17 protein-coding genes are annotated in these 19,435 nt (G+C 65.5%); 9 read left to right on the forward strand and 8 right to left on the reverse strand.

Annotated features, from left to right (window positions below; all coding sequences use genetic code 11):
• The first annotated feature begins 3 nt into the window (after window positions 1-3).
• From gspL to BC1002_RS15810, 3 genes are read left to right on the forward strand one after another with little or no spacing between them, the layout of a single operon-like run.
• Window positions 4-1,413, forward strand: a complete 1,410-nt coding sequence (gene gspL / locus BC1002_RS15800; RefSeq protein WP_013091001.1) for a type II secretion system protein GspL — start codon at window positions 4-6, stop codon at window positions 1,411-1,413.
• On the forward strand, window positions 1,410-1,913 hold the full coding sequence (locus tag BC1002_RS15805; protein ID WP_013091002.1) for a type II secretion system protein M: 504 nt from the start codon (window positions 1,410-1,412) through the stop codon (window positions 1,911-1,913). The genes gspL and BC1002_RS15805 overlap by 4 nt, the downstream gene beginning before the upstream one ends.
• Window positions 1,914-1,941: 28 nt before the next feature.
• Complete coding sequence (locus BC1002_RS15810; protein ID WP_013091003.1) at window positions 1,942-2,721, forward strand: type II secretion system protein N; 780 nt, start codon at window positions 1,942-1,944, stop codon at window positions 2,719-2,721.
• 106 nt (window positions 2,722-2,827) lie between these two features.
• On the opposite strand, the gene BC1002_RS15815 is transcribed toward BC1002_RS15810, so the two are convergent.
• On the reverse strand, window positions 2,828-4,423 hold the full coding sequence (locus tag BC1002_RS15815) for an efflux transporter outer membrane subunit (protein ID WP_013091004.1): 1,596 nt from the start codon (window positions 4,421-4,423) through the stop codon (window positions 2,828-2,830).
• A 182-nt stretch (window positions 4,424-4,605) separates the two neighbouring features.
• A complete protein-coding gene (locus BC1002_RS15820) occupies window positions 4,606-5,085 on the reverse strand; it encodes a hypothetical protein (protein ID WP_013091005.1) in 480 nt (159 codons plus the stop codon).
• A 259-nt stretch (window positions 5,086-5,344) separates the two neighbouring features.
• Between BC1002_RS15820 and BC1002_RS15825 the strand changes: the two genes are divergently transcribed.
• Window positions 5,345-5,854 carry a MarR family winged helix-turn-helix transcriptional regulator gene (locus BC1002_RS15825; protein WP_013091006.1) on the forward strand — a complete coding sequence of 170 codons (510 nt, stop codon included), beginning with the start codon at window positions 5,345-5,347 and terminating at the stop codon, window positions 5,852-5,854.
• 211 nt (window positions 5,855-6,065) lie between these two features.
• Entirely contained in the window at window positions 6,066-7,628 is a 1,563-nt protein-coding gene (locus BC1002_RS15830) for a DHA2 family efflux MFS transporter permease subunit (protein ID WP_013091007.1), read from the forward strand.
• Between the two features lie 51 nt (window positions 7,629-7,679).
• Here BC1002_RS15830 and BC1002_RS15835 read toward each other — a convergent pair whose 3' ends face one another.
• The 4 genes from BC1002_RS15835 to ada all read right to left on the reverse strand — a co-directional run bounded on the left by BC1002_RS15835 (window position 7,680) and on the right by ada (window position 12,332).
• Window positions 7,680-8,195 (reverse strand): hypothetical protein, encoded by a 516-nt coding sequence (locus BC1002_RS15835; RefSeq protein ID WP_013091008.1) that lies wholly within the window; start codon window positions 8,193-8,195, stop codon window positions 7,680-7,682.
• A 224-nt stretch (window positions 8,196-8,419) separates the two neighbouring features.
• A complete protein-coding gene (gene gshA, locus BC1002_RS15840) occupies window positions 8,420-10,036 on the reverse strand; it encodes a glutamate--cysteine ligase (protein ID WP_013091009.1) in 1,617 nt (538 codons plus the stop codon).
• A 218-nt stretch (window positions 10,037-10,254) separates the two neighbouring features.
• Window positions 10,255-11,175, reverse strand: coding sequence for a DNA-3-methyladenine glycosylase family protein (locus BC1002_RS15845; protein ID WP_013091010.1), 921 nt, complete (start codon window positions 11,173-11,175; stop codon window positions 10,255-10,257).
• Window positions 11,172-12,332, reverse strand: coding sequence for a bifunctional DNA-binding transcriptional regulator/O6-methylguanine-DNA methyltransferase Ada (gene ada, locus BC1002_RS15850; RefSeq protein WP_041734473.1), 1,161 nt, complete (start codon window positions 12,330-12,332; stop codon window positions 11,172-11,174). The genes BC1002_RS15845 and ada overlap by 4 nt, the downstream gene beginning before the upstream one ends.
• Window positions 12,333-12,767: 435 nt before the next feature.
• Here ada and BC1002_RS15855 point away from each other — a divergent pair, with 435 nt between their 5' ends.
• The gene (locus BC1002_RS15855; RefSeq protein WP_013091013.1) at window positions 12,768-13,193 is read left to right on the forward strand and encodes a VOC family protein; all 426 of its coding nucleotides are present in this window, start codon (window positions 12,768-12,770) and stop codon (window positions 13,191-13,193) included.
• A gap of 45 nt (window positions 13,194-13,238) precedes the next feature.
• Here BC1002_RS15855 and BC1002_RS15860 read toward each other — a convergent pair whose 3' ends face one another.
• Both BC1002_RS15860 and BC1002_RS15865 read right to left on the reverse strand, forming a co-directional pair.
• Window positions 13,239-13,793, reverse strand: coding sequence for a YaeQ family protein (locus BC1002_RS15860; RefSeq protein WP_026228986.1), 555 nt, complete (start codon window positions 13,791-13,793; stop codon window positions 13,239-13,241).
• Window positions 13,794-13,935: 142 nt separating this feature from the next.
• A complete protein-coding gene (locus BC1002_RS15865) occupies window positions 13,936-14,913 on the reverse strand; it encodes a LysR family transcriptional regulator (protein ID WP_013091015.1) in 978 nt (325 codons plus the stop codon).
• A 171-nt stretch (window positions 14,914-15,084) separates the two neighbouring features.
• Between BC1002_RS15865 and BC1002_RS15870 the strand changes: the two genes are divergently transcribed.
• The 3 genes from BC1002_RS15870 to araG all read left to right on the forward strand — a co-directional run bounded on the left by BC1002_RS15870 (window position 15,085) and on the right by araG (window position 19,370).
• On the forward strand, window positions 15,085-16,533 hold the full coding sequence (locus BC1002_RS15870) for an aldehyde dehydrogenase family protein (protein ID WP_013091016.1): 1,449 nt from the start codon (window positions 15,085-15,087) through the stop codon (window positions 16,531-16,533).
• A gap of 179 nt (window positions 16,534-16,712) precedes the next feature.
• The gene (locus BC1002_RS15875; RefSeq protein WP_013091017.1) at window positions 16,713-17,717 is read left to right on the forward strand and encodes an arabinose ABC transporter substrate-binding protein; all 1,005 of its coding nucleotides are present in this window, start codon (window positions 16,713-16,715) and stop codon (window positions 17,715-17,717) included.
• 93 nt (window positions 17,718-17,810) lie between these two features.
• Window positions 17,811-19,370: an L-arabinose ABC transporter ATP-binding protein AraG gene (araG, locus tag BC1002_RS15880; RefSeq protein WP_013091018.1), complete on the forward strand. Its 1,560-nt coding sequence runs from the start codon at window positions 17,811-17,813 to the stop codon at window positions 19,368-19,370.
• The last annotated feature ends 65 nt before the right edge of the window (window positions 19,371-19,435 follow it).

The following is a 19,435-nucleotide window of genomic DNA, read 5'->3' on the forward strand; positions in this document are numbered from 1 at the left end:
CCTTTGAGCACGCTGATCGTCCTATTGCCGCCGCGTGATCCGGCGGTGCCCTCGCAGGAGTGGCAACTGCCCGAGCTGCCGTTCGTGCTGCTCGACAAGGCCGGGCGCACGCAGCGCGCCGGCCGCTCGGCGCTCGCGCTGCTGCCGCGCGCGAACACGACGGTGCTGATGGTGGCCGCGCGCGACCTGCTGCTGATGCCCGCGACGCTGCCGCCGCTGCGCGGCCCGAAGCTGCGCCAGGCGCTGCCCAATATCGTCGAGGATCAACTGATCCAGGACCCGCAGACCTGCCATATCGCGGTTGATCCGCAGGGGCTTGGGGAAGGCCGGCACCTGCTCGCGATCATCGATCGCGGCTGGTTCCGATTCATCTGCGAGGCGTTCACGACGGCGGGTCATCGCAGTCTGCGGGCGGTGCCGGTCACGCGTTGCCTGCCGCCGGCGCCGGTGACCGAAGCTGCCGCGAATGTTGACGAAACAGTCGAAGCGCGCGAGCCGGTGACGGCCGGCGCGGCGAACGTGGCGACGTCGCTGCCGGGCGTCGCACCGGTAGTCGCGCCCGAAGCGCCGTCCATCGTGCCGATGGTGGCCGCGGTGCTCGGTGCGGTCGTGCAGACCGCGCCCGCGCTGCTGGTCGAAGGCGCGGTCGACAGCGGCGTGCCGCGCGTCGAACTGGCGATTGCGCGCGGCGTGCAGGGCGAGGGTCTCGCGGCACCGGCCAATGCGGTGAACGCGACGCTCTCCGCGCTAGCGGGTGCAGCGCCGGTGTCGCTGTACATGCTGACCGAGGTGCCGGGTAATGAGCCGAACCATCCCACCACGAGTCCCGCGCGGCTCGCCTCGCATATCCACGGCGCGAGTCCACTTCCGTTCGAGCAGCTCGCGCGGCGCGCGCTCGAATGCCGCTTCGACCTGTGCCAGTTCGAATTCGCGTCGCAGCCGTGGCGTCTCGATCGTGCGACGCTGCGGCGTCTGCGTCTGCCGATCGTGCTCGCGGTCGCCGCGCTCGTCGTCGCGATCATCGGCGCGAACGTGCAGTGGCTGATGCTCGCGCGTCAGCGCGACGCGATCAACACGCAGATGACGGAGCTGCTGCTCAACACGTTCCCGAAGACGACCGTCGTACTCGACGCGCCCGATCAGATGGCGCGTCAGTTGCAACAGCTGCGCGTCGCGGCAGGTGAGCTGTCGCCGGAGGATTTTCTATCGCTCGCCGACGGCCTCGCACGCTCGTTGTCGCCACTGCCCGTCAACGGCATCGCCGCGCTCGACTATCACGAGCATCGCCTCGACGTGACCTTCAAACCCGCGATCAAGGTCGACCCCGACTTCGCCAAGCGCCTCGCGCGCAATGGCCTGACTGGCGCGATCGACAGCAGCACCGGCAAGTGGACCATCAGGAACGGACAATGAAAGCTCAACTCGCTCAAACCTGGGCTGGCTTTTGGGACCAGCGCACCGATCGCGAAAAGGCGCTGCTGACGTGGGGTGGCGCCGCGCTCACCGTGGCGATCGCATGGTCGGTGCTATGGGCGCCCGCGCAGGAAGGCCGCGCGCATCTGCGGGAATCGCTGCCCAGCCTGCAGCGGCAGCTTGCGCAGATGACCGCGCGGGCGAACGAGGCGCGTTCGCTGTCAGCGGCCGCGCAAGGTGTCGCGCCGACCGGCGCGGCGCTGAAGGACGCGCTCTCCGCATCGCTCGGCGAGCATGGCCTCGCCGCGACGCAGGTGCAGTTCGTCGGCAACGCGGTACAGGTGCAGATGAAAAACGTGGCGTTTCCGGCCTGGACCACATGGGTCGATGACGTGCGCAAGCAGTTCAAGGTGCAGGTCTCCGAGGCGCACATCACCGCGTTGAAAGACGACGGCCAGGTGGATCTGACGGTCGCGCTGCAACCGTCGACCGCGAAATAACGACGCGCCGCTCGCTACAGGATCTCGCATGAATTACTGGATGTGGCGCCTGCGTAGGGCGCTGCCGTGGCTGGTGGTCGCCGTTTTGTCGGTGGCGGCGGTGACGCTCGCGTTGCTGCCGGCCGCCTGGATTACGCCGCAGTTCGCGCGGCAAACCCATGGGCACGTCAATCTCGTCGACGCGGAGGGCTCGCTGTGGCACGGCTCGGCGACGCTGATGCTGGCCGCCGGCTCCGATATGAGCGCGGCGACGCTTCTGCCTGGGCGGATCGAATGGCGCACCGCGTTCTGGCCGCTTTTCACCGGCCGCCTGCGCATGGTCATGCGTCATAGCGAGGCGATGCCCGACCCGATCACGGTCGATGCGACGCTGCGCGGCGCAACCGTCACGCCGGGCGTGCTCGCGGTGCCGGCGTCGCTGCTCGCGGGGCTTGGCGCGCCATTCAACACGCTCGATCTGCAGGGCAATGTGCAGTTGTCGTGGACCGACTGGCGCAGCTTCAACGGCGAAGCGTTCGGCCAACTGACGATGACGCTCGACGATGTCAGCTCACGCGTGTCGCTCGTGAAGCCGCTCGGGTCGTACCGGGTCAGGTTTCAGGCTCAGGGCAAGTTGTCGGCGCTCGATCTGAGTACGATCAAAGGACCGTTGACGCTGACCGGCAGCGGCACGATGTCGGCCGCATCGACGTCGTTTCGTGGCACGGCGAGCGCCGCGCCGGAACAGCACGATAACCTCGCCGGCCTGCTGAATCTGCTTGGCCGGCCGAGCGGGCCGGATACGGTGGCGCTGACGTTCATGCACTGAGGTGCGCTTCGTGCGCGTAGCGCGATGTAAAAAGAGGCATGGCCGCGAATCGCGGCCATGCCTCTTCTATATTGCGATTCTGCTGCGCGAGGGGCGCAGCGGGCAATTATTTGCTCTGCACCCGCGCTTGCGGCGCGTTGCTCTGTGAGATGGACGCCGCGCCGACTGTCGCTGCCGCAGCCGCCGGAGCCGATGCCGGCAGCGGCGCGGGCGCCGCGACATCGCCGGTCTCGCGATTCATCTGCGAAGCATCCCAGCCGCCGCCGAGCGCCTTCACGAGTCCCACCGACGACACCATCCGCTGCCCGGCGATATTCTCGAGCTTCTGTTCGGCCGTGAACGCCGTGGTCTGCGCGGTCAGCACGTTGACGAAGCCGACCGTACCCGCCTTGTACTCGTTCGTCACGATGGCGAGCGCCTGGCGCGCCGAGTCGACCGCCTGCCGCTGCACGACGATTTCCTGCTCGAGGATCCGCAGCGACGCGAGGTTGTCCTCGACGTCCTGGAACGCGGCGAGCACCGTCTGCCGATAGGTCGCGACATCCGCGTCATAGGTGGCGCGGGCGGCCTCGGTTTGCGCCTTGCGCAGGCCGGCGTCGAAGATCGTCCCGGCCAGTTGCGGGCCGAGCGTCCAGAAGCGCGACGGCAAGGACAACAATTGCGAGAACACTGAATTTTCGAAGCCGCCGGTCGCCGACAGCGTCAGCGACGGGAAGAACGCGGCGATCGCCACGCCGATCTGCTCGTTCGCCGCTGCGGCCTTGCGTTCCGCCGATGCGATATCCGGCCTGCGTTCGAGCAGCGCGGACGGCATCTGCGCGGGCACGGCGGGCGGCGTCGCGGTAAGCGGCATCGGCGGCAGCGAGAACATCGACGCGGGCACGCCGATCAGCACCGCGATCGCGTGCTCGTCCTGCGCGCGCTGGATGCCGTTGTCGATCGCGGCGGCCTGCGCCGATTGCAGCTGCGTTTGCGCCTGGATCACGTCCGAGCGCGCGGCGACGCCGGCCGCGTACTGATTCTGCGTGAGCTGCAGCGAGCGCTGATAGGCGAGGACGGTGTCGTCGAGCAGCTTCTGCGTGGAGTCGAGCGCGCGCAGCAGGAAATAGGTCTGCGCGAGCGTGGCCTGAGCGGATAGGCGCGCGTTCGCGAGGTCGGCGGCCGCGCCCTGCTGGCCGGCTTTCTGTGCGTTGACCGAGCGCGTGACCGAGCCCCACAGGTCCGGCTCCCAGCTTGCCGTCATCTGGACGTTGAAGCTGTTATTGATGCCCTCGCGACTGGTCGCCGTCGTCGCATTGCCACCGGTTTGCGTGCCGTTGCCCGAGCGGGTCGCGCCCGCCGACGCACCGATGATCGGGAAGTACGCGGCCCGCGCTTCGCCGACGAGCGCGCGCGCCTGCCGGTAGTTCGCGGCGAATTGCGCGATCGTCTGGTTCGCGGCGTTGAGCTTGTCTTCGAGTTCGTTGAGCTTCGGGTCTTCGTAGATCGCCCACCAGTCGCCGCGGTCGTGTTGATCGGCGGGTTCGGCGACTTTCCAGCCCGGTGCGGCTTCTTTAAACGACGCCGGGATCTCGGTAGCCGGCCGTTGATAGTTCGGGCCGACCGCGCAGGCGGCGACGAGTGCCGCGCAGGCCACGCTGACGGCAAGGGACAGGACGCGCGGCGCAATTGCCCGCGCGCGCGAGATTCGAACAGACTGCATGCAATGAATTCCTTCTGGACGCCGCGGTATGGCCGGGAACGGCGCCACCGGCCGGGCGAGATCGTGGTCTGCCGGAATGTTAGCGTATGGGCCCGCGCGAGCGCGGGAAACTGAAAGCTGAAAGGTTAATGCGAGGCGGCGCGCAGGTGTGTTACTTGCCGTGACGTGATGGTTACGCGTTGTTACCGGCAGCGCGAGGGGCTGCGGGTTTGCGGTGGTTCGGATGGCGAGAAAAGCCCGCGGCGAATCGATGCGCCTTCAAAGCCTCGTTTCTGCGGATTGGGCCTGCTGGCGTTGACGCTGATGCTGGCCGCGAGCTTGCCAGCCGAAGCCCGGCAGGACGCCCCACCGGATGCGAAGCAAGCGTTGCCGCTGCCGGCCGTCGCAGCGACGACCTTTTCCGACGCAATCGCGAAGCTGTCCTTCGGCAATACGATCTCGCTGGATTCCCCGACCACGGCGTTGCCGTTCTTCGCCCGCTTCGTTTCCCGTCGACGCTCGGCCCAAGCGAGCAGCGCGACACCCACCGACCCTCCCGGCAGCACGAACAATCCAGCGAATAATGCAAGCTTCCACCAGCGGTGCCGGCCATGGAAGCTATGGAGTGCGGAATCGGTCAGTGAGCGGCTGAGGCCGCCAAGCGTGTTTTTGAGGTACCGCATTCGGGGGGAAATCCTTTGGCGCAGGTCGCGAGGTGAGCGGCGTGCGGTCGATCGGTCAGAACATGGTCTCGAATGGCGCAGAACGCGCGAAACTCATTGCTTGTCATAATATTGACCATGCAAGCAAATTTCAAGATACTGTGCGGCGAAGATGATTCGACTGTTGTTTTTAGGTTGGCTCGTTGCGCACCGCAAATGTGATTTGACTTGTCTGCTTAGGCAGCTAAACTTCGTCTTGCCTGGATGTTTCGGATACCCCATGGTTGATGGCCCCTACAAAGCGGACGAAGTCGAGCTGACAAGCAGTCTTGGCTACTATCTGACGAAAGCGCGCAACGTGCTGGTCGAGCGCACGGACCGTGCCGTCAAGCCGCTCGGGCTCACCGCGCAGCAGATCGGCGTGATTCTGATGCTGTCGTCGAGACGCGCGAGCACGCCTTTCGAGCTGTCGCGCGCAATGTCGTACGACAGCGGCTCGATGACGCGACTGCTGGATCGCCTGGAAAAGAAAGGCTTCGTCGTGCGCACGCGCAGCAACGACGACCGACGCATGGTGAAGCTGGAACTGACGCCGCAGGGCCATGAGGCCGCGCGGCAGTTGCCGAACCTGGGCGCGACCGTGCTGAACGACCAACTGCGCGGCTTTACCGCCGAGGAGCACGCGACGCTGATTCACCTGCTCGCCCGTTTCATCGCAAACGGTCCCGAGGGAGAAGCCGACGTGGGTTGCGGACCGCCGCCACCACCGCCGGACGAGCCGCGGCGATGAGCCGAAGCATGCGTCGAAGCGCGGTCGTCGTCGGATGGCGGCGGCGCTTCATCACGAAGTACTAGCAAGACAATCACAAGACGCCTGTCCCACGCATCATTGTCACCAGATATCTGTCTGGGCAGAGGGTGATGTGGCATGTAAGCATCATGTTTGAAAGACCTGATAAAGCTGCCACGACAAGCTTTTCCGCCTGAGGAGAACAAAACCTATGGATGCCACGGCCCCCAACGCCGCGCTGCCCGCAGCCGAACCCGCTCCGCTCAAAGGCGGCACGCTCGCGCTGTTGACCGTCGGCCTTGCGCTCGGCACCTTCATGGAGGTGCTCGACACCTCGATTGCGAACGTCGCGGTGCCGACCATTTCCGGCAGCCTCGGCGTCGCGGCCAGCCAAGGCACCTGGGTGATCTCGTCGTACTCGGTCGCTTCGGCGATCGCCGTGCCGCTAACCGGCTGGCTCGCGCGACGCGTCGGCGAGGTACGACTCTTCACATTGTCGGTGCTGCTATTCACGATCGCGTCGGCGGCCTGCGGTTTCGCCCATAACTTCGAATCGCTAATCGCATTCCGGCTTGCGCAAGGGCTGGTGTCCGGCCCGATGGTCCCGCTGTCGCAGACGATCCTGATGCGCTCCTACCCGCCCGCGAAACGTGGCCTCGCGCTAGGCTTATGGGCGATGACCGTGATCTGCGCGCCGATCTTCGGCCCGGTGATGGGCGGCTATATCACCGATCATTTCACGTGGCCGTGGATCTTCTACATCAACGTTCCGATCGGCCTGTTTTCGGCGTTCTGCGCATATCTGCTGCTGCGCGGCCGCGAGACCCGGACGACGCGCCAGCGCATCGACGTGGTGGGTCTCGTACTGCTCGTGACCGGCGTGTCGTGTCTGCAGATGATGCTCGATCTCGGCAAGGACCGCGACTGGTTCAACTCGACGTTCATCGTCGCGCTCGCCGTGATCGCGCTGCTGTCGATCGCGTTTCTCCTCGTGTGGGAGTTGACCGAGGAGGAGCCGATCGTCGACCTGTCGCTGTTCAAGGATCGCAATTTCGCGCTTGGCGTCGTGATCATTTCGTTCGGCTTCATGGCGTTCTTCGGCTCGGTGGTGATCTTTCCGCTATGGCTGCAAACGGTGATGGGCTACACGGCCGGCCTCGCGGGTCTCGCCACCGCACCGGTCGGACTGCTCGCGCTGTTTTTATCGCCGATGATCGGCAAGAACATGCACCGGCTGAATTTGCGCATGGTCGCGAGCTTCGCGTTCATCGTGTTCGCGATCGTATCGTTCTGGAACTCGACGTTCACGCTCGACGTGCCGTTCGGCCACGTGATCTTGCCGCGGCTCGTGCAGGGCATCGGCGTCGCGTGCTTCTTCGTGCCGATGACGACGATCACGCTGTCGAGCGTGCCCGACGAGCGTCTTGCGAGCGCGTCGGGTCTGTCGAACTTTTTCCGCACGTTGTCGGGCGCGATCGGCACCGCGATCAGCACGACGTTCTGGGAAAACGACACGATCTATCATCACGCGATGCTCGCCGATACGGTCAACACGTATTCGGCGAACACCAACGCCTATACGAATGCGCTTGCGGGAGCCGGGCTGTCCGGCGACAGCCTGACCGCGCAGTTGAACCAGGTGGTGACGAGCCAGGCGTACATGATGGCCACCAATGACTTTTTCCGCATCTCGTCCGCGGCGTTTATCGTGCTGGCCGTGCTTGTGTGGATCACTAAGCCGCGCAAGGGCACCGGGCCCTCATTAGGACACTGAAGCGAACACGCGGCAGTGGCGAATGCATCGCCGCTGCCGCCGCTGCTTCAGCTATTGCGACATCGCTTCGCCATTCGGCAGCGTAGTGGTCTTTCCGGGCATCGTCTCCGGATGCGTCGCATCGGGTGCGTTCTGCGATGGCGTCGCACTGCCTTGCGGCGCGCTGGCGGCTGTGCCCGTGGTGCCTCTCACATACTGTTTGAAATCGGCACCGGCTTCCCAAGGATTCGGCTTGCAGCCGAGCGAGCTGTCGCAGTGTGCGGAAAAGCCGATCGTAACGGTGCCATCCGGACCCGCGGCGCGCGTGATCTGAAACGCGAGCGCGCGCTTGCCGCCGTCGGGGCCGGCGGTCTGGATCAGCGAGTCGTTAGAGGTCTCGATCTTGTACTTCGAATGGCTTGCGACCCATGTTTGCGCCCGTTGCCACCACAGGTCGCATTCGGCCTTGTTCGAACACGTCAACGGCTTGGTCGCGATCTGCATGACGTCCGGATTGACCTGACCCTGCGTTGAACATCCCACTGTCGCTACGAGACACAGTGCGGCCAACAGAGCTTTGTTCTTCACGTCGATACCTCCCCTGTGGAGCCTGTCATAACATTTTGGACCACCTCATCGAAGCGGTGTTTCACCGAGATCAGAGAATCACGACGACGCGCGGAGTATTTGCCGATTCCACGCACGGCGCAACAGCGCAATCCGTAGAGGTTACCTGCGCGTGATTCGGGGCCAAGAAAAAGCGGCCACATGGGCCGCTTGAATCACTTCTGCAGCTACTGTGGTCCGAACGCTCAGACACTGAAACGATTGAGCGTATAGGCCCGATACGCAGCGACGAACGCATCGAACGAACCAACCTCCTCGCGTTCGAGCTTCGCCTGTTCGTCGAGCGATTGCACCGCGAGGGCCGCAAACGCCTTGGACTGTTCGGCATCGAGCGGACGCGCGCGGAAGTACGCGGCGTGCGCTTCGCTTTGCGCTAGGCCGAACGCGAGGAAGCTCTGCTGCTGGTCACGCATCGTTTGCAGCACGCGCGCCGATGGCGTCAGCGATACGTCCGCGAGCTTCGCGCGTTGCGCGGCGACCGCGCGCGCGTGTTCGTCGCCGCCCTTCAACCGATCGAGCACGGCCGCCGCCGCGTCGATTTTCACGAGCAGTTCGTCAGCCCAGTCGATCATCGCGACCGGCTTGCCGTCGCGAACCAGTTCGAGGCCCGGCTTGCGGCCTTCCATCGTCACGCGGCCGAAGTTCTGATTCGCTTCGGTGTATGCGGGCGGAGGCAGCGGCGCGCTGTCGTCGAACGCACACACGAGCAGGTAAGCGTCGAGAAAGCGCGATGTTTCGAGCGAAATGCCGTTCGGCTCGAACGGATCGATGTCCATGCAACGCACTTCCACGTATTGCACGCCGCGCACTGCGAGCGCATGCAGCGGCCGCTCACCCGGATACGTGACGCGTTTCGGACGAATCGTCGAATAGAACTCGTTTTCGATTTGCAGAACGTTGGTGTTGATCTGCACCCACTCGCCGTCGCGTTGCGTACCGATCTGCTCGTAGGCGGGATACGGCTGGCTCACGGCTTTCGCGAGCGCGTCCAGATAGCCGGGCAGCGTGTCGTAGTCGGCGTGCAGCGCGGCTTGCGCGGTCGTGTTCGAATAGCCGAGGTCGCTCATGCGCAGGCTCGTCGCGTACGGGCGATACAGCGTGTCGGCGTCGAACGTGTCGAGCGTGTGTTTGCGATCGCGGAGGAATCGACGATCGAGCGCCGGCGACGCGCCGAACAGATACATCAGCAGCCAGTTCGTGCGGCGGAAATTGCGGATCAGCGCGAGATAGCGGTCGGACTGGAAGTCGACGGCGTTCGCGGTGGATTGCTGATCGGCGTGCAGCAGGCGCCACACTTCTTCGTTCAGCGAATAGTTGTAGTGGATGCCTGCGATGCACTGCATCGTGCGGCCATAGCGCAGCGCGAGGCCAACCCGATACACGTACTTCAGCTTGCCGATGTTGGACGTGCCGTAGTGCGCGATCGGAATGCCGTCGTCGGTGGCGGGCAACAGCCCCGGCATCGAGTTGTTCCACAGGATCTCGTCGCCGAGCTCCGCGTAGACGAAACGATGCAGCACGTCGAGCTGCGCGAGCGTTTCGGCGGCGTCCTGCTCGGCCGGCGTGATCAGCTCGAGCAGTGCCTCGGAGTAGTCGGTCGTCAGCGACGGATGTGTGAGCGCCGAGCCGAGCGCGCGCGGATGCGGCGTCATCGCGAGCTGGCCGTCGCGCGTTACGCGCAGGCTTTCCCTTTCGATGCCGCGCAGGCCGCGTATCAGCGCATCGCGCTGCGGGCTCGAGTCGAGCACGGACAGGCGGTGCGAAAGCGCGTCGGTCGTGCAGGATGGTGTGGTGTTTGGCATTGATGCAAGTCGGGCGTTGCCGGCCGCCGTGTATCGCCAGACGATTCACAGACGATGTAGCGGCTGACAACGTTCGGCGGAATTTTCAGTAGCGGGCACTTTAACATCTCGCCAGAACGGCTGCTTGCGGCCGCTTCGGCGGGATTTGAGCGGGTACGTCGGGGTCACGCTGAACGACGCCATCGCCATCGGTACCTCGTGACGACGCTCGGCTCAACTCACCCGCCGCGCGCCGCGCCCGCCCGATCCGCTACCTCGTTCCACAGATGCATCGCGGCATACGCGCGATAGGGCCGCCACGCGTCGGTGCGACTGCGCTGCTGCGCGGGCCGTACCAGCGAAGGATCGCGCGCGCTGATCGATTGCATCAGCACGAGATCCGACGCGGGCCATGCATCGGGATCGCGCCATGCGCGCATCGCGACGTATTCGACGGTCCATGGGCCGATGCCCGCGAGCGCGAGCAACGCGGCCCGCAGGCCGGCGGCGTCGACGGTATCGCTGCTGTCGAGCGGCACGTCGCCGCTCGCGACCGCGCGCGCGAAGCCTTGCAACGCGGCGACGCGTTTACCAGGCATGCCGATCTGCGCGAGATCGACTTCGGCGAGCGCGGCCGGCGTCGGAAAACGCCACGCGGTGTTCTGATGCGGATGCCCGTCGATGCGTTCGCCCGCGCGCTGCACGAGCCGTCCGATGATGGTCGTCGCGGCCTTCACGCTGACCTGCTGACCGACGATCGCACGCACCACCAGTTCGAAGCCGGACCACGCGCCCGGCACTCGCAGGCCAGGCACCGCGGCGACGAGCGGCGCGAGCCACGGGTCGGAGGCGAGTCCGGCGGCGATCTTCTTCGGATCGGCGCGCAGATCAAACATCTTCGCGATTGGCGCGGCGAGTGCATCGGCATGCCGGCTCGCCGGCCCGTCAATGCTAGCGACGATGCAGCGCTTGCGCGGATGCAAGCGCACGCTGAGTGTGCCGCTGTCGCCGTCCCAGTCGATCGCGCGACGATACGCGCCGTCTTCGACGGCTTCTACACCAGGCGTCGCGCGGCCGCTGAAAAAGCGCAGCAGCCGCGGCCAGTCGAACGGTGCGTTGAACGGTAATTCGAGAGTTGCGACGTCGTTAAGCGTGCTCAAGCGGCGTGATCCAGTTTGGAGTGGTGGGAGTCGTCATCGGGGCGGCTTGCGCGGCGGCGTGGCGCGTCGCTGGCTGAAGCGTCGCCTGCGTGCTGAGCCTCATTGTCGAGCAAGGCGGCCTTACGCGGCAGCCCCCAGCGATAGCCGGCGAGCGCCCCGCCCTTCTGCACGACGCGATGGCAAGGAATCGCGAGCGCGACCGGATTGGTCGCGCATGCACTCGCGACGGCGCGCACAGCGCGCGGCGAGCCGACCGCCTCGGCGATCTGCGAGTAGCTGCGCGTCTCGCCGTACGGAATGCGCCGCAGCGCATCCCACACGCGCTGCTTGAACGCGGTCGACGCGATATCGAGCGGCAGGTCGAAGTCCTGGCGCGTGCCGCGCAGATATGCGTCGATCTGCGCGATGAACGGCGCGAGCCGCCCGGCGTCTTCGCGCAGCTCGGCGTTCGCGAACTCGCCACGCAATTCGTCGATCAGCAGCGCGGTGTCGTCGCCGAAACCGATCTTGCAGATGCCCTTATCGGTCGCCGCGACCAGCACGACGCCCAGCGAGGTCGGCGCGCTCGCGTAGCGCACCGTGAGCCCGGCGCCCTTGCGCCGGTACGCGGACGGCGCCATGCCGAGCTCGGCCGGCGCGCTGTCGTACATGCGCGACGGCGAGCCGAAACCGGCGTCGAGCGTCGCGCGCGTGACGTCGGCGCCGCCCTGCAGTGCATCGCGCAACGCGGCGCCGCGCTGCGCGGCCTGGTACTGACGCGGCGACACGCCGACCACGCGCTTGAACAGGCGCTGCAAATGGAACGGGCTCACGTGCACGGCGTCGCTGAGTTGCGCGAGCGTGAGGCGCTGCTGCGGATCGGCGTCGAGCGCGGCGCACGCCCTCGCGACGATGTCGAGCTCGCGCGGCAGGCCGCCGGGCTGGCAGCGCTTGCAATCGCGAAAGCCCGCGGCGCGCGCGGCGGCGGCATCGGTGAAAAAGGCGACGTTTTCGCGGCGCGGCTGGCGCGACGCGCACGACGGCCGGCAGAACACCCCGGTCGTCCTGACCGCGTAGAAGAATGAACCGTCGGCATCGCGGTCGCGGCGGGTGACGGCGTCCCAGCGTTCGTCGTCCGTGCGCCACTGTTTGGTGTCGACGTCGGCGGAGGTGCGCATTTGGGTCGAATGGCGAGTGGTAGCGTTCATGATGTCTTGGGCCCCGGATGGGCAGTCAGTGTCGATGCTCATCAATCTAGGCCCCTTCACTACACAGTACGCGCCGGTTCTTGCTCTGTCATTCGGACGCGCTTGTCCTTATCCGTCGTGGGGTCAAACCCGGCAATTCGCAGACTGAAGCGCCGCGGAACGCCCTGCGGCCGGGCGTTTTGCCCAAAAGTGCGACAATTTCGCACGATGTCGGGTTTTCCCTTAAAAAGTTATTGCGTCGCACCAAGCCGATGTGTATATTAGTACCTGTCTCCTCCATGTCTCCTCCTGATATGGATTCAGCCCGCTCCAATTGAGCGGGCTTTTTTTTGCCCGCCGATCCGCCCCCGCCCTTTCTCCTACACTTCCTAATCGGTTCTCCGTACTGGCGAAAGGGCGTTCGACATGAAAATCCACATTCGCGAGATCGACCACGTCGTGATCCGGGCGACGCACGTCGAAACCCTCGCGCGCTTTTACTGCGACGTACTCGGTTGCAGCGTTGAAAAGGAGCAGCGCGAACTCGGCCTCACGCAACTGCGTGCGGGCCGATCGCTGATCGATCTGCTGCAGGTCGGCGCGAAGCTCGATCGCGCGGAAAACGGTGAGGCGGGCACGGGGCGCAACATGGATCACCTGTGTCTGCGCGTCGAGTCCTTCGACGCCGACGCGCTGAAGGCGCATCTGAGCGCGCACGGCGCGCGGCTCGGCGAACAGGGGGTGCGTTACGGTGCAGACGGATTCGGGCCGTCGCTGTATCTGTTCGACCCGGAGGGCAACATGGTCGAACTGAAGGGGCCGCCGGAGGCGGCACGACTCACGTCGCTCTGAATGCGCCAACGAAGCAGCGCAAAAGCCGGCTAAGACTCTGTGCCATCAGGCGTCGGCGGGCGCTTTGAGTACGGTCCAGTCGATCTTCACCGCATCGGCTTCGGCGCTGCCGAGCCAGGCTTCGCCGTCCTGCACGGTGCATTGCAGCCGCATCGTGCGTTCGGCGAGTGAGCCGAGCGACGCCGCGACGTCCTCGCCGAGCGTCCAGACCGTCACGTTGCGCAGGCGCTCGACCTTGTTGCGCACACCCTGCCACCAGATTTCCGAGGTGCGCCCGCCATACGCGATCACGACCACGTGATTGGCCCGGCCGCTCGCCTTCGCGATACGGCGCTCATCGGGCTGGCCGACCTCGATCCAGGTATCGATCGCGCCGGTCAGATCCTTCGCCCACAGATCCGGCTCGTCGACATCCGACAGACCTTTGCAAAACTCCAGCCGCTCCTGCGCGAACAGCGCAAACGCGGCGACACGGACCATCATCCGTTCGTCGGTTTCCGACGGGTGACGGGCGATCGTCAGCGAATGGTCGGCGTAATAGTGCCGGTCCATGTCCGCGATCTGCAATTCCGCCTTGTATATTGTCGATTTGAGAGCCATGCCGTTGCTAAACCAGGCGCTCGCTCCACCGGAGCGCAGCGAAAATGAATCGTCGACGGCGCGTTGCCGTTTCTTGTGTTTGCTGTACATCGTCTGTTCCTCCCGCGCCGTCAGCCGGTGCCTATGACACGGAAGGAAGCATTTACCGGGCCACCGCTGCTTCCATGGCGGTACCGTACACGTCGTGAGCCGCCTCCCGCAGCGCCTCGAGCACGACAGCGGCCGCCGGAGACAACAGATGCGACTGGCGCGTGATGATACCGAATGTGTCCATCCTGCACGGTAAATCGATCGGTACACGCTTCAATACCCCGTACTGTTGGTACTGACGCGCCACTTCATCGGGCAATACGGCCAACATGTCGCTTTGCAGCAGCAGACTCGAAATCGCGAGGAAGTTGTTCGTATTGACGACGTTCTGCGGCGGATTCAGGCCGATTTGCGAAAACATCAGATCGAAGCGGTGACGCAGCACGCTGCCGGGCGGATGCAGCACCCACGCCGCGTTGACGATACCGCGCAGCGTCAAACCCGTTTCGTTTTCGAGCGGATGACCGGGACGCGCGACCACGCACAACGGCTCGTCGGCGAGCGGTTCGTAGCGCACGTCGGTCTTGAACTGGTTCTGCCGTTCCAGCACGCGGCCGATCATGATGTCGAGATCGCCTTCGGCGAGACGCGGCAGCATCACGTCCGAGGTCTCGACCTCGGTCCAGATCTGCAGTTGCGGATACCGCTCCTTCACGCTCGCAATCGCGCGCGGCACCATCGTCGCGGCGGCCGCGGCGATCACGCCGATGCGCACCTGACCCGCGAGCCCCGAGCGCAGCGCCGAGATTTCGTCGTGTGCCTGGCTCAGGTTCGACAGCACCATGCGCGCGTGGCGGATCATCACCTCGCCATACAGCGTCGCGTGCATGCCGTGCGGTGTGCGGTCGAACAGGCTCACGCCGAGCATGTCCTCGAGTTCTTTCAACAGGCGCGACGCGGCCGGCTGCGTCATGCCGAGCACGTCGGCCGCGCGGCGCACGTTGCCCTCCTCCTCCATCGCGGCAAGCAGCAGCAACTGGCGCGTCTTCAGCCGCGCGCGCACGAACCAGTTCGAATAGCTACGCGTCATTGCAGGGTCTCCAGGTCTTTTCGAGCGATGTTTGTACGTTCTTCCTCCGAAGTTCCCATGATGCCATATCGAAACTGATATCGGAGAAGCCTAAAAAGGGATTGGAAAGTTATTGGGACCGCTCATACCATTCGTGGACTTTTGTGAACTTCCGGTGCGCCTTTTCCGCCGATGAACCGCGATCCGCTCGTCCCGCTCGTTACCAGCCCGTTTCGCCATTACATCAATGGCGGATGGGAGACGGGCGCGACCGCGGGCGTGTCGCTCAATCCGTCGGATCTCGACGAGCCGGTCGGCGAATACGTGCGGGCCGACGTGCGGCAGACCGACAGCGCAATCGAGGCGGCGCACGCGGCGTTTCGCGACTGGTCGCTCGCTTCCGCGCAGCGCCGCGCCGACGCGCTCGACGCGATCGGCAGCGAAATGCTCGCGCGCCGCGAGGAACTGGCGCGCCTGCTCGCGCGTGAAGTCGGCAAGGTGCTGCCCGAGGCGCTCGCCGAAGCGACGCGCGCGGGGCAACTGTTCAAGCTGTTCGCGGCCGAGGCGCTGCGCGCGTTCGCCGAACCGCTCGCGTCCGCGCGTGCCGGCGTCGAAATCGACGTGACGCGCGAGCCGCTCGGCGTAGTCGGCATCATCGCGCCGTGGAGCGCGCCGCTCGCGATCGCCGCGGCGAAGATCGGCGCCGCGCTGGCACATGGCAACTGCGTCGTCTACAAACCGGCCGAATCGGTGCCGGCCTGCGCGGCGGCGCTTGCGTCGATCATCAGTCGCGCGGGCTTGCCGGCCGGCGTATTCAACCTCGTGATGGGCAGCGGCCGCAAAGTCGGTGCGCGAATCGTCGCGCATCCGCTCGTCGCGGCGATCAGCTTCACCGGTTCGTCCGATACCGGTACGCGTGTGCTGCAGGCCGCCGCCACGCGCCAGGCGCGCGTGCAGCTCGAGATGGGTGGTAAGAATCCGTTCGTCGTGCTGGCCGACGCCAATCTCGACGGCGCGGTCGATGCGGCGCTGACCGGCGCCTTCAGCGCGACGGGCCAGCGCAGCACCGCGGCCGCGCGGCTGATCGTCGAACGCGCGGTGTTCGCGTCGTTCGTCGACGCGTTGCAGGAAAAGCTCGCGAAACTCACCGTCGATCACGCGTTGAAGCACGGCACCGACATCGGCCCGGTGGCGAACGCCGCGCAGCTCGAACGCAATCTCGAATACGTGCGCGTCGGCGAGCAGGAAGGCGCGCAGTTGCTGCGTGGCGGGCGGCAATTGCAGCGTGCGACACACGGCTATTTTTTCGAGCCGGCGCTGTTTATCGGCGAACCGGAGCATCGCATCGCGCGCGAAGAGATTTTCGGGCCGCTCGCGGTCGTGCTGCGCGCGGACGATTACGAACACGCGCTGCATCTCGCGAACGACACCACCTACGGATTGTGCGCAGGCATCTGCACGCGCTCGCTCGAACGCGCGCGCCATTTTCGCCGCCACGTGCAGAGCGGTCTCGTCACGATCAACCTGCCGACCACGGCCGTCGAGCATCACGGACCCGGCGGCGGGCGCAAGGCGTCGGCCTATGGCGCGAGCGATGCCGCGTTCTGGACCGCCGTCAAAACGGCGTACGTGGCGGGCTAGAACCGATGAGCCGCACCACGGTTTTCGCCGCGCCACTCGTCGTGCGCCCCGTTTCACGAATCGCCCGGCTTGCCGGGCCCAGATCCACCCTCAATCCGCGCGTCGGCTGACGCCGCCCGTGTTACCCCGCTGCAACTACCACGACATCAATGCAGCTTTTCAACCTCAGGAGACAGTAGATGACCAGCAAGCTTCGCCGTTTGACCCTGACCGCGATGGCCGCCGCCGCCCTCGCCGCGCCGTTTGCCGCGCAACTGTCCGCGCATGCGGATGAGCCGCTCAAAGTCGGCTTCCTCGTGAAGATGCCGGAACAGGCGTGGTTCATCAACGAACAGAAAGCCGCGACCGCGCTCGGCCAGAAGGACGGATTCTCGGTCGTCAACATCGGTACGCCCGACGGCGAAAAAGTGCTGGCCGCGATCGACAACCTCGGCGCGCAAGGTGCGAAGGGCTTCGTGATCTGCGCGCCCGACGTGCGTCTCGGACCGGCGATCCAGGCGCGCGCGAAGCGCTACAACATGAAGTTCGTGACCGTCGACGACCAGCTGGTCGATTCGACCGGCAAGCCGCTTGCGAACGTGCCGCACCTCGGCATGTCCGCGTTCAAGATCGGCAACCAGGTGGGCCAGGCGATCTCCGACGAAATGAAGCGCCGCGGCTGGAAGCCCGAGGAAGTCGGCGCGCTGCGCATCACCGACTACGAACTGCCGACCGCGAAGCTGCGCACCGACGGCGCGACGCAGTCGCTGCTCGCCGGCGGCTTCAAGAAGGAAAACATCTTCGACGCGCCGCAGAAAACCACCGACGACGAAGGCGGCTTCAACGCGGTCTCGCCGGTGCTCGCGCAGCATCCGAACATCAAGAAGTGGGTGATCTTCGCGCTCAACGAGGAAAGCGTGCTCGGCGGCGTGCGTGCGACCGAACAGCTGCATATTCCGGGGACGGACGTGATCGGCGTCGGCATCAACGGCGCGGGCGAGGCGTTCGCCGAGTTCCAGAAGAAGGAACCGACGGGCTTCTACGGCACGATCGCGGTCAGCTCGACGAACCACGGCAAGGAGAGCACCGAAAACCTCGTCGAATGGATCAAGGGCGGCAAGCAGCCGCCTGCCGATACGCAGACCACCGGCAAGTTGATGGTGCGTAGCAACTGGCAGGACGTGCGCAAGGAACTGGGCATTTAAGCGAAGTTCTCGCAGCAGACGGCGGGCCGCATCGCGCCTTGCGTTTAGCGTGAGCGTGGCCCGCTCTGGTTACATCCGTTCGAGGTTTTTCCGATGACGTCCCTATTCACCGGGTCTCATGCCGGCGACGCGGCGCTTGCGCCCTCGCCTGCATCGACGCCCGCATCCGACGCCCCCTATCTGCAGCTCGACGGCATCACCGTGCGCTTCCCGGGCGTGCTTGCGCTCGACCAGGTGTCGCTCGAAGTGCGCCGCGGCGAGGTGCACGGCCTGATGGGCGAAAACGGCGCCGGCAAGTCGACGCTGCTGAAGGTGCTGTCCGGCGTCAATCATCCTGTGTCGGGCACGCTGTCGCTCGATGGCGTCGAGCAGCAGTTCGCGACGACCAAGGCGGCGATCGCCGCGGGCATCGCGATCATCTATCAGGAACTGCATCTGGTGCCGGAGCTGACCGTCGCCGAGAACCTGATGCTTGGCGCGCTGCCGAATCGCTTCGGGGTTCTGGACGAAAAGGCCTTGGTCGCGCGCGCGATGCGCGAGCTCGAACGGCTCGGCGAAAAGCTCGATCCGTCGCAGCAGGTCAAGCATCTGTCGATCGGTCAGCGGCAGATGATCGAAATCGGCAAGGCGCTGATGCGCGACGCGCGCGTGATCGCGTTCGACGAACCGACCAGCTCGCTGTCGTCGCGCGAAACCACGCAACTGTTCCGCATCATCCGCGCGCTGAAGGCCGAAGGCCGCGCGATCATCTACGTCACGCACCGGATGGACGAAGTCTACGAGCTGTGCGATCGCGTCACCGTGTTTCGCGACGGCCGCCGCATCGACACCTTCGAAGCCGGCGCGGGACTCGATCGCGATCGGCTGATCAGTTGCATGGTGGGCCGCTCGATCACCGATGTGTACGGCTATCGCGCGCGCGAGCACGGCGACGTGCAGCTTCAGGTCGACGGCCTGATGGGACCGGGCCTGCGCGAACCGGCGTCGTTTTCGGCGCGCAAGGGCGAGATCGTCGGCTTTTTCGGGCTCGTCGGCGCGGGCCGCTCCGAGCTGATGAAGCTGATCTACGGCGCGGTCAAGCCGAGCGCCGGCGGGGTTGCGCTAAAGGGCAAGCGCGTGCAGTTCGCCACGCCGCGCGACGCGGTGCGCGCCGGTGTCGCGCTGTGTCCCGAGGATCGCAAGCAGGAAGGAATCGTGTCGATCGCGTCGGTGTCGGACAACCTGAACATCAGCTGCCGCCGCCATTTCAGTCGCTTCAACGTGCTCAACGGCCGCAAGGAAGCGCAGACCACGCGCGACTACATCGGCAAGCTCGCGATCAAGACCCGCAACGGCGACACGCCGATCGGCACGCTGTCCGGCGGCAATCAGCAGAAGGTGATCCTGTCGCGCTGGCTCGCCGAAGAAATCGACGTGTTCCTGATGGACGAGCCGACGCGTGGCATCGACGTCGGGGCGCGCAGCGAGATCTACGGGCTGCTGTATGGGCTCGCCGAGGCGGGCCGCACAGTCATCGTCGTGTCGAGCGATCTCGCCGAAGTGATCGGCGTGACCGATCGCGTGATCGTGATGAAGGAAGGCCGCATCGTCGGCGATCTTCCGAAGGCGCAGGCCACGCCGGATGCGCTGATCAAGCTGGCGTTGCCGCGCTGATCGGCCAACGGCTCGCGCCACCAGACCTCTTACCGAATACCGCAACGAAAACGGCATTGAATGGA

Source organism: Paraburkholderia atlantica (genome assembly GCF_000092885.1).
Taxonomy (GTDB): Bacteria; Pseudomonadota; Gammaproteobacteria; order Burkholderiales; family Burkholderiaceae; genus Paraburkholderia; species Paraburkholderia atlantica.